Raw genomic sequence first — 15,973 nt, forward strand, 5'->3', positions numbered from 1 at the left:
ATAAGCAAAGTGCTTCGTCGGTTAAACGAAGTGCTTTGCTTTTTATTTTAGTGACTTTAAGTTGTTTGCAAAGCATATAAAATGAAAATCACATGTTTAATCGCGTGGATGAAAGGACTAGCTAATCGTATATTTTGAGTATCTTGTTTATTTTTGTTATGCTAAAGATAAGAATAAGGGAGGGATTTGTATGGGCAATATCAAGAATCAAAAAGATAAAGTTGTCGGATCTGCCAAAGAAAAAATTGGTAAGTTACTTGATAAAGATGAATTAAAAGATGAGGGTCGTGCGCAAGCTGAGGTCGGTAAAAAGAACGCAGACCAATACAAAGCACGAATTGCTGAATTAGAAGATCAACAAGCAGAAAAAGAAGCACGCCAACAAGATTTAACACAAGAACGAAAAAAAGAAATGTCTGATCGAACAAAAAAACCACTCCCAGATGCTGAACATATCCCTGATGAACAAAAAATCGAAGAGCAACGGTTAAAACATTATACTGGTATTGAAGAAAAATTGTAGTTTTTAGAAAGCATGAAGTAATGCGTTCAAAAGCAGACAATTAAAAATCATTCACAGTTTCGTTTCAACCGGCAAATGAGTTGTGATAAAATTTTGTCACAGCTCATTTTTTGCGAAAAATGAATAAAAACGCTTTATTAATGATGGAAACTGCATCTTTTTAGCTGGGAAAGTCGCTTAACATAAAAGTTTCATGTTATAATGCAACTAACTATGAAAGAGCAGAATGTTCTTTTTATAAAACTTAAATGATACATGAGGTGAACTAAATGAGATGTCCAAGATGTCAACATAATAATTCCCGTGTTATTGATAGCCGTCAAGCAGATGATGGTCGGGCGATTCGTCGTCGACGTGAGTGTGAAAATTGCTCATTTCGTTTTACAACATTTGAAAGAATCGAAGCTGCACCATTACTAGTTATTAAGAAAAACGGTGAACGTGAAGAATTTAATCGAGATAAGATTTTGCGAGGGCTGATTCGTTCAGCTGAAAAACGTCCAGTTGCTATGGAACAAATGGAGCAAATTGTGAACCATGTGGAAAATCGGGTTCGAAGTTTAGGAGAAAATGAAGTATCAACCAATTTAATTGGAGAATATGTCATGGAAGATCTCGTTAATTTGGATGAGATTGCTTATATTCGTTTTGCAAGTGTCTACCGTCAATTTAAAGATATGTCCGTGTTCCTAAAAGAACTACAAGACATCGTGGAGAAGGCAAAAGAAAATAACAAATCCAAAGATGACGAAGACGAAAGTACAGAATAAAGGGGGCATTTCCTTGGAAAATGCTTGGAAAGAGCTTCAACCAAAAAATATCTACCAAGGAAGAAAGCAAAGTCCTTTAAAAGAAGAAAGCCGAAATGCGTTATTACATCTTTACCAACCCTTGATTGGGGGAGAAGCGCTTAGTCTTTACCTTACTCTTTTGACAGAAATTTCTTTAGAAACTGGCCAAGGACCAGAAGGACTTCACGCAGATTTATTGAGTAGTCTTGGTTGTGGTATTCCTCAATTTTACGAAGCACGAAAAAAACTTGAGGGAATTGGCTTATTAGATGTTTATTACAAAGAAGATCCTAGCCTAGGAACGTGCTTTCTTTATGAATTGTTAGAACCAATGTCGGTGAAACAGTTCTTTATGGATTCTGTTTTAAGCTTTTTACTATTAGAAAAGGTTGGCGAGCGTCGCTTCGACCAGTTAGTCAAGCGTTTCGAGCCAAAAAAACTTTCAACAGAAGGTTATCAGAAAAAAACCAAAAAATTTTTAGAAGTATATCAATTCAATGAAGCTTCATTTGACGCTGATAAACAGCAAATCGAAAAGCTGCAAGAAACATTTACTGAGCAAGCAAAAACCAAGCGATTGTCTGAGAAAAGTACGATTGATTGGGCTTTTTTAACAAACTGGTTACAAAAGAAACATATTGAAAAACCAGAGGAATCAATCATCAAACAACTCGAAATGTATCAGCAATTGTATGGTTTGGATGACTTAGCTTTAGGTGAAAAAATCGTTGAAGCATACGACTTCACAGAACAAAAAGTGTCTTTGAAAGAACTTCAAAAAATCTTTTTAGCAAACCCGGTTAGTCAATCATCCGTGGTAAAAGTGCCTGTAGAAACTTCAGACACTACCGAAACCACAAAGGCTGAACCAGTTACGAAACAAGGACAGTTGTCTGCAGCCTCTGTACAGTTAATCAAAGAGGCCCAAAGTGTTCCACCAATGAAATACTTAGAGTCAATCAAAAAAGAAAAAAATGGTTATGTATCTAAATCAGAAACGTGGTTGATGCAAGAACTTGTTTCTCGTTCGGGACTTCCAAGTAGTGTTATCAATGTGTTGCTGAACTATGTATTAGTTATCAAAAATCAAGCAAGTTTAGGGACAAACTATGTCAATACGATTGCTAACGAATGGGCACAACAGAAAATTATGACAGCAGAAGATGCGATTGCTCATATTAAAAAGAAAAGCCAAGAAAGCGCAGAGAAAAAGCAAACGAGAAACTACACAAATACTCGTCGAAACGTACGCCGAGAAAAATTACCTGATTGGGTAAATCAACCAAAAGACGAGAAGAAAATCAGTCAAGAAAAACAAGCGGAAATTGATCGGCGCTTTAAAGAATATCTTGCTAAAAAGGAGGGTGACAACTAATGGAAGATGTTGGAAGAGAATTAAAAAAGATCATCAGTAAACGCAACTACCAAGAAAAGTATGCCGAAATGATTCAAGAAGTATTGAATGATTCAGATGTTCAAGCCTTTTTGGCAGAACATCAAGAACGTTTAACACAAGCAGATATTGAAAAAAGCTATGCAAAACTTTATGAATTTGTTCAAGAAAAGCGAAAATATCAGAAAAATGATCCGACAATGATTGCACCAGGATATGAACCAAAACTAGTGTTGAACTTTCATTATGTGGATGTCACCTATGTGCCGACTGAAGCATTAATTGCTCGACAAAAACAAGAAGAAATCCGTAGTCGTGTGAAAGCAATGGATATGCCTAAAGATATTCAAACGGCTACCTTTGAAGGATTTGAGCAAACAAGTGGTCGTAGTGATGCCTTTTTTGAAGCATTTAATTTTGTGGAACAATACACAAAGGATCCTAAAGGCTATCACAAAGGGCTATATTTAGTTGGAAGCTTTGGTATTGGAAAAACTTATTTATTAGGTGCAATCGCACACGACTTAGCTGTTGCAGGGTATACAACGACACTCGTTCATTTTCCAACATTTGCAGTTGAAATGAAACAAGCAATTGGTAAAGACCAAGTTTCGGATAAACTTGATGCGGTAAAACGTTCCCCTATCTTAATGATGGATGATATTGGGGCCGATGCCATGAGTAGTTGGATTCGTGATGAAGTATTTGGCGTTATTTTGCAATATCGAATGCAAGAACAACTACCGACCTTTTTCTCATCAAACTTTACGATGGATGAGTTAGAAAAACATTTGTCTGTTACACAACGTGGAGATGAAGAACCTTTAAAGGCCAAACGTATTATGGAACGTATTCGTTATCTAACAAAAGAAATTGAGATGACTGGGAAAAATCGTCGAAACGGCTAAAAGTGAATAAAAGAACGGAGATGTGGTTTATGAAGCGTATAGTATCTTGCTTAACCTTAGCGACAACCTTTTTATTATTGACCGCCTGTGGGAATCAGTCTACTAATGATGAACAAACAGCTGAAACGACTTCTAATTCGTTGGCACAAGATCAAAGTGTTTTTACTGGGACTGTTGAAGAAGTGACTGAAAGCGACGATGAGGATCAAATCGTTCGTGTGAAATTAATTGACGTCAAGGCAAAAATTGATCCTGAGAATATTGGGACCTCATTTGCGAATGACGGTGTCATCTTAAATGCGCCAACAGATAAAATCAAACCTAACCTGGACGCATTGTCTGAGGGAACAGAAGTCGAGTTGACCTTGGCTAAACAACCTGTGATGACAATGTCGTTACCACCGCAAATTCCAGGAAATTCAATTATTCAAGTTTTAGCTATCCAATAATTAATGAAGCAAACCAACCGGTTTTTTCATTTCGTACAAGTGACGAAGTGAAGAAACCGGTTTTTTCTCATTTTTTTCTTGTTTTGTAGAAAAAAATGAGAATTACAGTACGGAAGTGTTGCGAAGTGCCTTAGATACTGCTAAATTGGTCTATAGAACTTTAGGAGGTGTAACGATGAAAAAACCTTTTGTTGCAGTTGGCTCTATTTTTTTTCTGATTCTAGCTGGCTATTTTTTCTTATTTAGGGATTCAGAACCAAAAATTGAAGTCAAGCACGTAGACAAATCTATTTCCAGTTTGGTTTCTGGTGATTTGAATTATCACTTTCGAGGAAGACGATACCACCAAGAAGAAATAGATAAGAGCAAACAAAAACTAGAAGCCTTCTTAATGAGTAAAATGCGATCGGAAAAAGGATTTTATACAAATTATCTTAGTGATCCAGGCGGGCAAGAACATGCGACTGGTCATGATCAATTAAGTGAATCTTCGGGATTATACCTTGTACATCTTGCCCTAACAGGCACTAAAGCAGAGTATGATACGTTTTATCAAGACACAAAAGAGTTGTTTTATGAAAATCATCAATTTAGTTACCGAGTGACAGTTGATGGAAAACGATCAGCGGTCAATGCGAGTTTAGATGATTTGCGAATTATGCGCTCTTTGTTGATTGCGGGGACGCGTTTTAATGATGTATCGTATCAAGAGGAATTTAAGAATGTCTCAAAATATTTCGTTAAACAATCAATGAACGACGGATTACTCACTGATTTTTATGATTCTGAGAGTAAAAAGCAAGCGAACGAAGTGTCGTTTTTTTATTTGGATTATTCAACACTGGGTAAAGTTTATCAGGCGAATGGACTTTCACCAGAAATTTTGCAGTATCAATTGAACTTGACAAAAAAAGCAAAGATTTCTTCTACTTTTCCGCTTTACCAACAAAAATATAATTACAAAACGCAGTCGTATGAATCTGGGAAGACGATCAATATCTTGGAATCGTTGATTACGATTCTCTATTTAGCCGAAATTGGGGAAGCTGATTCAGATAGTCTGACTTTTATCAAGGAAAATGTGGAAAAAGGAACGCTATTCAATTCTTATAATCAAAATGGAGAACCTGTCGATACCAACCAATCTGCTGCAAGTTATGCTTTTGCTGCAATGATTGGTTTTTATACAGAAGATCGTGCGCTTTATCAGCAAGCAACACGAATCTTACAAAATTTTCAAGTGACTGATTCAAGTAGTGAAATCTATGGCGGAATTGGTGACCCCAAAACGCTTGAAGTCTATTCTTTCAACAACTTAGTTACATTATTAACATATGACGTGTAAGAAGGGGAAAAAATGAAGAAATTTCAACAGCGTATTCAGAGCTTCTGGTCGCTTTTCGCAAAATATATTAGCCCTGCATGGTTAGCTGTTCTAATTGTCGCACTACCGACAATTTTTTTATTGTTTGTAACACCAATCAATGGGTTGGCAGATAATGGCGAGTATTACAATGTTTTGAATGCTAATGGCTTGTACATCCAAAATATTCAGAATTACGAATACGGAAGTTATTTTCAAGTACAATATGGGATTCGTCAATTTTTTAATCAGGCGAGTCAAAACTATTTTTCATCATCTAATCTAGTGATCCAGTTGGCGATTCTTATTAATCGTCTGCTGTTTAGTCACCAGATTTTTGATTTGCGTTTTTTAGGTGCACTATATTTAATTCTTTATCTACCTGCGATTTATTTGTTTACAAGAGGAATCACTCATCGTTTGCGTCCATTGAAAGCTTATCTGCTGGCAATTATTGTTGGATTTGTTTTAGGTGATGGACACATTACAATTTATTTCAATTCATTTTACCCAGAAGCAATCGGGTTGATTGGTCTGGTGTATTTTGTTGCTTTTGTCCTTTATTTTTCCCGTGTACAGCAACGAATGTTTGCGATGATTGTTGGTTTATTGATGTCTATGCTTTTATTTGTTGGCGCACAACATTATTATTATTGGCTGGTTGCAGGATGTATTCTTACTTTTTTAGGTCTTATGACTTATGCTCGAAAAAATGGGCAGGGATTTCCTTTGGTTGTTTTTTCAATTGCTTCGATTTTATTAGTAGTAGCAGTCAGTATTCTGGTACCAAATCCAACATATGATCGTGATGTATATCATAGTGTCAATCGAGGAATTCTATTTGAAACTGAAAAAGGTGAATTAAGTTTAGCGAATGGAGCAATTGATGATCAATTCGAACTTTTAAAAGGGACAAGCTATTATTATCAATATTTACCAGAAGATTTGAAGAAAGAGCAAGTCAAACGAGGGTATCTTGATAAATTAAGTTATCCTTGGATTATATTTAGTTATGTTGAAAATCCGAGACAAATGGGGAAAATGATGAACATTGCCATTGAGGATTCGTATCGAATTAAACCAGATGATGTTGGAAATTATTTGAAAAAAGATGCGAAAGAGCCACTACAACAAACGTACTTCTTTTCTTTTTTTAATTTAGTATCTTCTGCAATATTTCCTAAAAGAATGGAGTTCTTTTTACTTTTGATGTTCGTGTACCTTGCCGTTTACGGTGTGGGCTTTTATATTGGTCTGAGAAATCAAGATGGTTGGTTGATTTTTAGGTTCTTTTTTGTGTTAGGAATGGTTGTGAATTTCTTTCTCGTTTTTTTCTCGGCCATTATTTATGTTGGAGATACAGATTTGATTCGTCATTTGTTTTTAGGCAGTATCTATAATGATTTGCTATTTCTCATGATTATTGGTGATTTGATTGGCAAGCGATTGTGGTCAGATCCAGTTGGTTTGGAAAGTAAGGGAGGAAGTGAATGATGAAAAAAGGAACTGTTTTATTTCTCAGTTGTTTCTTGCTCTTCTTTTTTTGCGCAATCAAGAATCAAGAGGTCTTGGCAGCTGAAAATATGAACAAAACATTACTTTTATATGATAGCCGAAATGATGAAACTGGAAACAGTGAGCACATTGACACGTTACAAAGAGTTTTGACAAGTTTAGGTCAAGCAGTGACGACTGTTTCGGAGGCTAATTATCAAAAAGGGGTATTGACGAACGAGTCTTTTGGTTCTGTGATTACATTAATCAACTGGCCAGAAAAAGGAATCAACAATCAGCATTTTCTTGAAGATCGAAAGTTATTTACTGGGAAAAAATTGCACATTGGTGAAAATCTTGAAACAGATGAAGCAGCTGATTTTTCTGGTGAGTTTCTTTCTTTGTATCAACAGCAGGTAACATTGATTGCTAACGACGATTATTATCAGGAAAAGCTACCACTGCAACCAAAAGTCACGGTTCTTCAAACGACGCAAGGAAAGATCGTCGGTCAATTGGTTGTACAAGCAGTTGAGCCGAAGTCCTTTCCTTTCGGAGTTGTCCAAGGAGAAAGTGCGTATCTGCCATTCTTTTCAGAAGACGGGGCTATTTTTTTACAATCTGTTACGACAATCAAAGAATGGTTGGGACGAGAACAAACTTATCATCCAATCTTGACGCTGGATCAGTTTACACCACTAATAGATTTAGATTTAGCGCATTGGTTTGTGCGTGAAATTGAAAAAACAAATGATGCGTATATTTTAAGTACAACAGGGGCGGTCGAGAATATTCAATCAGATTCCTATAAAAAATTCCTGACCTTCCTTTCAGAAGTCCAAGAACGAAATCGTTTATTTTTGCGGATGCCATACTTGAATAATGAAACGATCGAAGACACGAGTGAGTTACGTAACTTGATTGCCAAACAGATCAGTTTGCTTGTTGATCAAAATATTTTTCCCGTTGGATTGACTACAAATGATTTTTGGAATCAATCGGAGATGTTCAGCGACAATGCATTAGCTTCCGGTGAAAGTCTGTTGCTTGCGAATAACGAATCGGCAACGACTTTTACACCACCGAAAGTCGAAGTAAGTGCGACCTATGACATGGCAATTTTTCAGTGGCAAGAAAAACGAGGTGCGTCGATAGAATGGCTAAAAGATGCAGATCATTATCCGTTTCCTTTACCACTTGCTATTGCGTATGATTTTCCTCGATCAAAAGAGGAAGGCAAAAAGATTCTTAAAAGTTTGAACGAGTTGCCGTTTCGTTTTCCAGATTTTCAAGACACCACATATACTTACGGAATCAAAACAGCAACGCAACATATACAAGTTAGAAATGCGAAAATTTTTCTAAATGGGAATCAAATCAGCCGACTATCTGTCCAACAAGAAACGAAGCAACAGAGTACAAAGTCAGACGGTCTCTTGAATCATTTATTTGCTTGGTTAAATCGCTTGCTGATTATCATTGTGGTTGCGACGATTATTATTCTTATCTTATTATTCGCACGCGGACGTAAAAATTATCGTGCAAAATACATTCGAAAGGATCATGAAAAATGACTATTACAGATATCGTTATGTTAATGGCGACAATTATTATTTGGTCTTTATTGGTAGTAAATATCGTCCTCGTGATTGCAGGGTATATTTATTACCTTCGAACGGATTCTGTCGCACCGCCAGAAATTAACGAACAAGCAGCACCCTTCGTTTCAATCATGGTTCCAGCACATAATGAGGGAATTGTCATTGTGAAAACAGTTGAGGCACTTTTGAATTTTAATTACCCCAAAGATCGTTACGAAGTGATCGTAATTAACGACAATTCAAGTGATAACAGTGCAGAACTCTTAGAAGAATTAAAAATCGAGTTTCCTGATCGGAATTTTCAGATTATTAATACCGATAATATCACTGGTGGAAAAGGAAAATCAAATGCATTAAACATTGGTTTCAAGCAGGCAAAAGGCGAGGTTATTGCGATTTATGATGCGGACAATACCCCAGAAGCCAATGCACTACGCTACTTAGTTGGAGAGCTTGAGGCAAATGAGGAATATGGTGCAGTTATTGGAAAATTTCGTACACGAAATCGCTCAGTGAATTTACTGACGCGCTTTATCAACATTGAAACGCTTGCTTTTCAGTGGATGGCACAAGCGGGTCGTTTTCAATTGTTCAAACTTTGTACAATTCCCGGGACAAATTTTATTGTTCGTCGAGAAATCATCGAAGCCATCGGTGGTTGGGATGAAAAAGCTTTAGCCGAAGATACGGAAATCAGTTTTCGGATTTATATGATGGGCTATAAAATCAAATTTCAGCCTAAAGCAGTTACTTGGGAACAGGAGCCACAGACGCTCCCAGTTTGGTTTCGTCAACGTACGCGTTGGGTGAAGGGAAATATTTATGTCATTGTCAAAAATGCAAAATTACTGTTTGATTCAAAAGCCAAACGAATTCGTTTTGATATTTTGTACTTTTTGTCCATTTACTTTTTACTCATGACAGCACTAGTATTATCTGATATTTTCTTGGTGTTATCGGTAGCAGGATACGCTCATACATCTATCCAGGGGTTTAGTAGCTCGCTGTGGGCGCTTGCAATAGTGCTTTTTATCTTAAGTACATTTGTAAGTGTGAGTACAGAAAAAGGAGAGTTAAATCTTTCTAACGTGGGGATTATTGCTTTGATGTATGTCACTTATAGTCAAATGTGGTTAGTTGTAGCAGCGTATGGCATGTTTATGTACATCAAAGAGAATGTGTTCCACCAACAAACAGTAACCAAATGGTATAAAACAGAGAGATTTAAATGAGTAGGGAGAGAAATAGTATGAAAAAAGTCAGTCTGTTTGCAGCTTTTATTAGTTGCTTACTTGTGAGTATGATGCAAGTACCTGTATCTGCGGAAGAACAACAAAATCAGTCATTTACACAACCATTTCAAAATCAAACGGCTTCTTTGTCTGGTCATTCGGTGCGCGCAACGATGTATTTCACAAAAGAGGATTACTGGGATGTTAAACAAGCACAACTTAACTTAGATTTTCAATTGTCTCAGTTGGACAATGATGAATCATCTGATTTAACTGTTATGTTGAATGGCATAAAAATCTATTCTTGGCATCCGGAGGCAAATCCTAAGCGTCAAACAAAGACGATTGATCTTCCTAAAGAATTGATTGAAACAACGAATACATTAGTAATTGAAGGGCAGCTAATCGATTCGTCCGATGAGAAGCAAGGCGTACGTCAAACACCTGCGAATTGGTTAACAGTCTATGAAGGGTCCAATGTTAATTTCCAATATGACATCATGGATACCGAGAATAGTTTAGCTTCATTTTATAGCCATTTTATCGGTGTAGATACGGCAACAAGTGATAAAAATGTCTTACTGATTTCTGATAAACCATCGGATCCTGAAATTTCCAGTGCTACTTATGCATATCTTGGTATTGCACGTTTGACCTCAGGTTCAGCACCAGTGTCAATTGATACGTGGAAGAATGATTCGCAAACAAAAAAAGATTTTCAACTGATTTTTGGTCGCTATGAGAAAATACCTGAAAAATATCAAAAACAAATTTCTAATGAAAAACTAGAGGATGAAGCAGTTATCCGTTTATTTAATGAAGAAGGGAGACACATTTTAGTGGTCACATCTAAAAGTGATGCGCGCTTACAAGATGCTGGTCGCTATATTGCCAACCAAGAATTAATGAAACAGACCCAAAGCAACGAAAAATATGTGACAGAAGATACCCAAACATTTACTTCTTCTCTTGAGTTTGACGGGAATATTTTACTGACTTCAACAAACAATCAATTGTTAGGAGCAAACCACCAAGAACAAACATATTTCATCAATCTACCAGCACATGAAACAAATATCGATGGTAGTAGTTTCACGCTTAATCTGAAATACGCCAACAATTTAGATTTTGACACGTCACTTGTAACAGTCTATGCAAATGATGTTGCTATTGGCAGCAAAAAATTAACGGCAGACAAAAGCAATGGAGACACTATGACCTTCAAAGTTCCTGATGGGATTCAAGCACCTGGTAATCTGGTTGTTCGTGTTGCTTTTGACTTGAATTTAAAGAATACGAATGCAGCAGAAAATGAACAAACACCTTGGGCTTTGGTCGAAAATACTTCTAGTGGGATAATTCGAACAACTGAAAAATTCGATTTGCTTTATACGAATTACCCCAATCTATTGTTGCAAGGGGAACGTTTAGCCGATCTTGGAATTGTGTTACCTGAAAAACTAGATGAACATTATCTAGGTGCGTTAACCAATGTTTTGAATTTGCTTGGTAAATACACACTAAGAAATACGGGGGAAGTAACGTACTATTCAGAAGTTCCAAGCAACAAAGAATTAGCCAAACGGAACTTGATTATCTTAGGAACACCAAAAGATAACGAGCTTATCAAAACGTTAAATAATGATTTATACTTCAGTTACAACAAGGCAGGATCAACATTCCTTTCAAATGAAAAATTAAGTATCGAAGAAGAATATGGCCGTCAAATTGGGACAGTTCAATTACTACAATCACCTTACAATAAAGAAGCAGGAATGGTTGTTTTAACAGGCGTAAGTTCTGAAAATGTTTTTCTGGCTTCCACGCAGGTAGTGAACCAAGCGCAGGTTGCGACGTATAAAGGTGATGCTATCGTGGTTGATTCCGATGGAAAGAAATATGACTACCGATTTAAAAAAGTGGCGGTTCCTAAAGAAGAGGAAAACTTAGTCCAACATGTTATCAGTAATCAGCAATTGCTGATTTATGGAATTGTCTTCGTCTTGGTATTTGCCATTTTGGCTTCGACCACATACTTTATGATTAAAAAATATCAAGATGGGGAAGGTGAGTAAACTTGCGGAGTAAAAAAATTGGCGTAGCAATGGATATTGCACTCTTTTTCTTCATGCTGTTAATCATTGGGACAGTTTTATTTGTTGCTGGAAATCCAGAAAACTACTTTTTAAATGTCATTTATTTATTGATTACCTTTCTTTTGGTAATCATCACATATTTTACGAATATTGTGACCGGTTTGATTTTTAATATGCTCTTTATTTTTGGACAATTGATTTATTTGCTATATGCATATCTGTATCAAGATTCATTTACTTACTGGAGCATTCTTTGGCTGGTGTTACCCTCGCTGTATAGTGTAACGATTTATTTCGTAACAGTTGCGATTCGCAACCTGGAAATAGCAAATCTTAATTTGAAAAAGGAAAAAGTTTTCAATAGTTTGGATGCCGACACACAATTAAGAACATTGAATCTGTTTGACGATGACTTCCGTGCATTAAAACAACTACCAGCAAGATATGATTTACCTTTAAGCATGTTGATTATTCGAGTGAGACACTGGGATAGCATGAAATCAATGCTATCAGCTGACCAAGCAAGAGAAATTGTGAAGTTAGTGACCACCATTTTAGAAGAGCCTCACACACAAGAATCGTTCAAATACATTATTGATCATAATACACCGACTTGGGGCGTGGTTTGCTTCTCTAAATCTTCTGATGTCAAAACTTTGCGCGCACAGGTCAAAGAACAATTTGGCGAAACCGTACGTCAGCATGTGGAACTGTCGACACTGAACTTAGAATTAGTGACAGGTGTGACTTCCTACGATGAAAGTGAAATGCAAACTTCAACTGATTTCTTAGCTGATGGTATTCGTGAATTACAATATGATGTTTAAGGATAAATAATAAAAATTTCAAAGAGGGATGTGCGGAAAAAAGGATTTTCTGTCACATCTCTCTCCTTATTTTATAGAGGAAATGCTATAATGATTGGAAAAGGAGTGAAGTTATGAACCATTTAGAGTTGTCGCAACGCCTAGCTACTGTAGGAGAGTTTGTCCCTGCAAAAGCTCGTTTAGCGGATATTGGCTCAGATCACGCCTATTTACCGGTTGCTTTGATGTTAAAAGGAAAAATTGAGTTTGCAGTTGCTGGTGAAGTGGTGAAAGGTCCATTTGAGTCCGCACAAAAACAAGTGAGAAAAGATGGCTTAGAAGAGCGCATTGTTGTTCGTTTGGCGAATGGTTTGGCAGCAATTGAACCATCAGATGAAATTAATGCTATCACGATTGCTGGCATGGGCGGCGCATTGATTCGTGATATTTTAGAAGCAGGGAAAACACGCCTAAATCAAAAAGAACGCTTGATCCTTCAACCAAATATTGGTGAGCGCACGCTTCGTGTCTGGTTACAAGAAAACCAATATCAGATTATTGAAGAAGTTATTTTGGAAGAAAATAAAAAAATCTACGAGATTATTGTAGCGGAAAAAGCTGCTAGTCCAGTAATTTATTCTCCAGAGGATTTGATGTTTGGACCTATTTTACGACAAATGAAGAGTGAGATTTTCCAAGTAAAATGGCAAAGAGAGCTTGCACAGCGCGAAGCAATCGTTCAGCAAATGATTGAAGCAAATAAAGGAGATAAAATCAGCGAACGCCAACAAAAATTTGAAACTGAAATCAAACAGATTCAGGAGGTGTTAGGATGATTAATGCACAAACGTTCATTAATCGCTTTGAACAGTATTGTCCCCAATGGCTCGCAGAAGAAGGAGATCCAGTCGGGCTACAAATCGGCACATTGAATAAACCAATTCAAAGAGTCATGATGACGTTAGATGTTCGTCCTGAAGTAGTCGAAGAAGCAATTGCTAAAAAAATCGACTTACTGATTGCCAAGCATCCACCGATTTTTCGTCCAATAAAGCAGTTGACTACGGATGAACCGCAAGAAAAAATGTATACAGATTTATTGAAACATGATATTGCTGTTTACGCTGCACATACAAATATGGATATTATCTGGGACGGGTTAAATGACTGGTTTTGTGAGCGACTAGGTATTCAAGTCGAGAACTATTTAGTGAAAACACATGAAGTAGGGTATAAAAAATTAGCAGTTTATTTACCTGTTGAGGATGCGACAATCATGCGTGAAGCGCTTGCAAATGCAGGCGCAGGCCGACTAGGTGAGTATTCGGGCGCAAGTTTTACCTCCGTGGGGCAAGGTCGTTTTACCCCTTCCCAACAAGCGCATCCAGCGATTGGAACGTCGGGTAAAGCAGAAAAAGTGCAAGAAGCAAAAGTGGAAGTGGTTTTTCCAGAAACAATAGAGAAAACTATTCTTCAAGTAATGAGAGAGCATCATCCATACGAAGAAATCGCTTATGATTTGTTTTCGATTGATGCACCAGCACAAAGTTTTGGATTAGGACGTGTCGGAACATTGCCAAAACAGTTAGACCTAACAGCATTCATTGAAAAAGTCAAAATAGCACTTCAAGTCGATGACTTACGTGTGGTTGTACCGTCACAACTAACTGAGCCAAGAGTTCAACGAATTGCGATTTGCGGTGGAAGTGGTGAAAAGTTTTATCCTTCTGCGTTGAAGCAAGGCGCAGATGTTTACATTACAGGTGATCTCTATTATCATACAGCACAAGACATGCAAAGCGCAGGTCTGATTGCGATTGATCCTGGTCATTATATCGAGTCATTATGCAAAGAAAAATTTGTTGAAAAGTTTGAATCTTGGAAACAAGAAGAACAATGGGATCTTGATTTTTTTGTTTCTGAAACGAATACCAATCCATTCCAATTTCATTAAAAAGGGGCAGATATTATGTACGAAAATCTTTTACCACGTTTTTTAAAATATGTGAAAACTGAAACACGCTCAGATGCGACAAGCACAACGACGCCTTCAACAGCTACACAAATCGCTTTTGCGCAAGAGCTCAAAAAAGAATTAGAAGAACTAGGATTATCTGATGTTTTTTACAATGAGGAAAATGGATTTGTGATGGGAACTTTACCAAGTAATGTAGATTATCCTGTTCGTTCAATAGGCTTTATTTCCCATATGGACACAGCAGATTTCAATGCAGTTGGTGTTAATCCACAAATCATTGAAAATTATGATGGTGAATCAACAATTGTTTTGGACGAAGCAGGACGATACACGTTGAATACCAAAGATTTTCCTAACTTGAAAAATTATGAAGGACAAACACTCATTACAACAGATGGTAGTACATTACTTGGTGCAGATGACAAAGCAGGAATTGCCGAAATCATGACTGCAATGGAAATCTTGCTTAAAAATCCAACGATTCCACATGGTGAAATCAAAGTGGCGTTTGGTCCTGACGAAGAAATTGGTGTCGGTGCAGACAAGTTTGATGTTGACCAATTTAATGTGGACTTTGCTTATACAATTGACGGAGGCCCACTAGGTGAGTTACAGTATGAAACATTTAGCGCAGCGCAAGCCAATTTAACGATTCTTGGGAAAAATGTTCACCCTGGAACAGCGAAGGATACAATGATCAATGCGTTACAATTAGCTATTGATTTTCACAACCAGCTTCCTGCAGATGAAGTTCCTGAAAAAACAGAAGGATATGAAGGTTTCTTCCATTTAATGGCATTAACAGGTAACCCAGAAGAAGCCACAATGAGTTATATTATTCGCGATCACAATCGTGAAAAATTTGAAGCACGTAAAGCGTTGATTTCAAGTATCCAAGAAAAAATGAATCAAGCATTTGACCAAGAACGAATCAAGGTTGACATGTTTGATCAATATTACAATATGAAAGAAATCATCGAAAAAGATATGAGCATTGTTGAACTAGCTAAACAAGCAATGCTTGATCTAGACATCAAACCTGTGATTGAACCCGTTCGTGGTGGAACAGATGGCTCAAAAATTTCTTATATGGGTATTCCAACACCAAACATTTTTGCTGGTGGCGAAAACATGCACGGGCGCTTTGAATTTGTTTCGTTGCAAGTAATGGAAAAAGCAACTGATGTGATTGTAAAAATTGCTGAGTTGAATACGAAAGATAAAAAGTAATTTGGTGATGTGAATTGAATTCATTAAAGTAAACCTAAAAAAGTTGGGGCAAGTGAGTAAATCATTTGCCCCAACTTTTTTATACGTGTTTGTTGCGGACACTTTCTTT

14 protein-coding genes are annotated in these 15,973 nt (G+C 36.9%); all 14 read left to right on the top strand.

Annotated features, from left to right (window positions below):
• Positions 1-190 precede the first annotated feature (190 nt).
• The 14 genes from IGJ66_RS05520 (at position 191) to pepT (ending at position 15,864) form a co-directional block, all read left to right on the top strand.
• Positions 191-523 (top strand): hypothetical protein, encoded by a 333-nt coding sequence (locus IGJ66_RS05520; protein WP_067481780.1) that lies wholly within the window; start codon positions 191-193, stop codon positions 521-523.
• A gap of 269 nt (positions 524-792) precedes the next feature.
• Positions 793-1,293, top strand: coding sequence for a transcriptional regulator NrdR (nrdR, locus tag IGJ66_RS05525; RefSeq protein WP_067481782.1), 501 nt, complete (start codon positions 793-795; stop codon positions 1,291-1,293).
• A gap of 13 nt (positions 1,294-1,306) precedes the next feature.
• Positions 1,307-2,689, top strand: a complete 1,383-nt coding sequence (locus IGJ66_RS05530; protein ID WP_218658203.1) for a replication initiation and membrane attachment family protein — start codon at positions 1,307-1,309, stop codon at positions 2,687-2,689.
• Complete coding sequence (gene dnaI / locus IGJ66_RS05535) at positions 2,689-3,615, top strand: primosomal protein DnaI (protein WP_067481786.1); 927 nt, start codon at positions 2,689-2,691, stop codon at positions 3,613-3,615. Before IGJ66_RS05530 ends, dnaI begins: the two co-directional genes overlap by 1 nt.
• Positions 3,616-3,644: 29 nt before the next feature.
• Entirely contained in the window at positions 3,645-4,064 is a 420-nt protein-coding gene (locus tag IGJ66_RS05540; RefSeq protein ID WP_067481788.1) for a hypothetical protein, read from the top strand.
• Between the two features lie 175 nt (positions 4,065-4,239).
• The gene (locus IGJ66_RS05545) at positions 4,240-5,409 is read left to right on the top strand and encodes a hypothetical protein (RefSeq protein WP_430616941.1); all 1,170 of its coding nucleotides are present in this window, start codon (positions 4,240-4,242) and stop codon (positions 5,407-5,409) included.
• A 12-nt stretch (positions 5,410-5,421) separates the two neighbouring features.
• Positions 5,422-6,921, top strand: coding sequence for a hypothetical protein (locus IGJ66_RS05550; RefSeq protein WP_430616942.1), 1,500 nt, complete (start codon positions 5,422-5,424; stop codon positions 6,919-6,921).
• Complete coding sequence (locus IGJ66_RS05555; RefSeq protein WP_430616943.1) at positions 6,918-8,495, top strand: hypothetical protein; 1,578 nt, start codon at positions 6,918-6,920, stop codon at positions 8,493-8,495. Before IGJ66_RS05550 ends, IGJ66_RS05555 begins: the two co-directional genes overlap by 4 nt.
• A complete protein-coding gene (locus IGJ66_RS05560; RefSeq protein WP_430616944.1) occupies positions 8,492-9,754 on the top strand; it encodes a glycosyltransferase in 1,263 nt (420 codons plus the stop codon). The genes IGJ66_RS05555 and IGJ66_RS05560 overlap by 4 nt, the downstream gene beginning before the upstream one ends.
• 17 nt (positions 9,755-9,771) lie before the next feature.
• Entirely contained in the window at positions 9,772-11,829 is a 2,058-nt protein-coding gene (locus IGJ66_RS05565) for a cellulose biosynthesis cyclic di-GMP-binding regulatory protein BcsB (protein ID WP_430616945.1), read from the top strand.
• A gap of 2 nt (positions 11,830-11,831) precedes the next feature.
• A complete protein-coding gene (locus IGJ66_RS05570) occupies positions 11,832-12,677 on the top strand; it encodes a hypothetical protein (RefSeq protein ID WP_430616946.1) in 846 nt (281 codons plus the stop codon).
• Positions 12,678-12,790: 113 nt separating this feature from the next.
• Complete coding sequence (locus tag IGJ66_RS05575) at positions 12,791-13,492, top strand: tRNA (adenine(22)-N(1))-methyltransferase (protein ID WP_071868446.1); 702 nt, start codon at positions 12,791-12,793, stop codon at positions 13,490-13,492.
• Positions 13,489-14,610, top strand: coding sequence for a Nif3-like dinuclear metal center hexameric protein (locus tag IGJ66_RS05580; RefSeq protein WP_430616947.1), 1,122 nt, complete (start codon positions 13,489-13,491; stop codon positions 14,608-14,610). The genes IGJ66_RS05575 and IGJ66_RS05580 overlap by 4 nt, the downstream gene beginning before the upstream one ends.
• Positions 14,611-14,625: 15 nt before the next feature.
• Positions 14,626-15,864, top strand: a complete 1,239-nt coding sequence (gene pepT, locus IGJ66_RS05585; RefSeq protein WP_284590534.1) for a peptidase T — start codon at positions 14,626-14,628, stop codon at positions 15,862-15,864.
• Positions 15,865-15,973 lie beyond the last annotated feature (109 nt).

The sequence above is a fragment of the Enterococcus sp. DIV0176 genome (assembly GCF_050528535.1).
Taxonomy (GTDB): domain Bacteria; phylum Bacillota; class Bacilli; order Lactobacillales; family Enterococcaceae; genus Enterococcus_B; species Enterococcus_B thailandicus.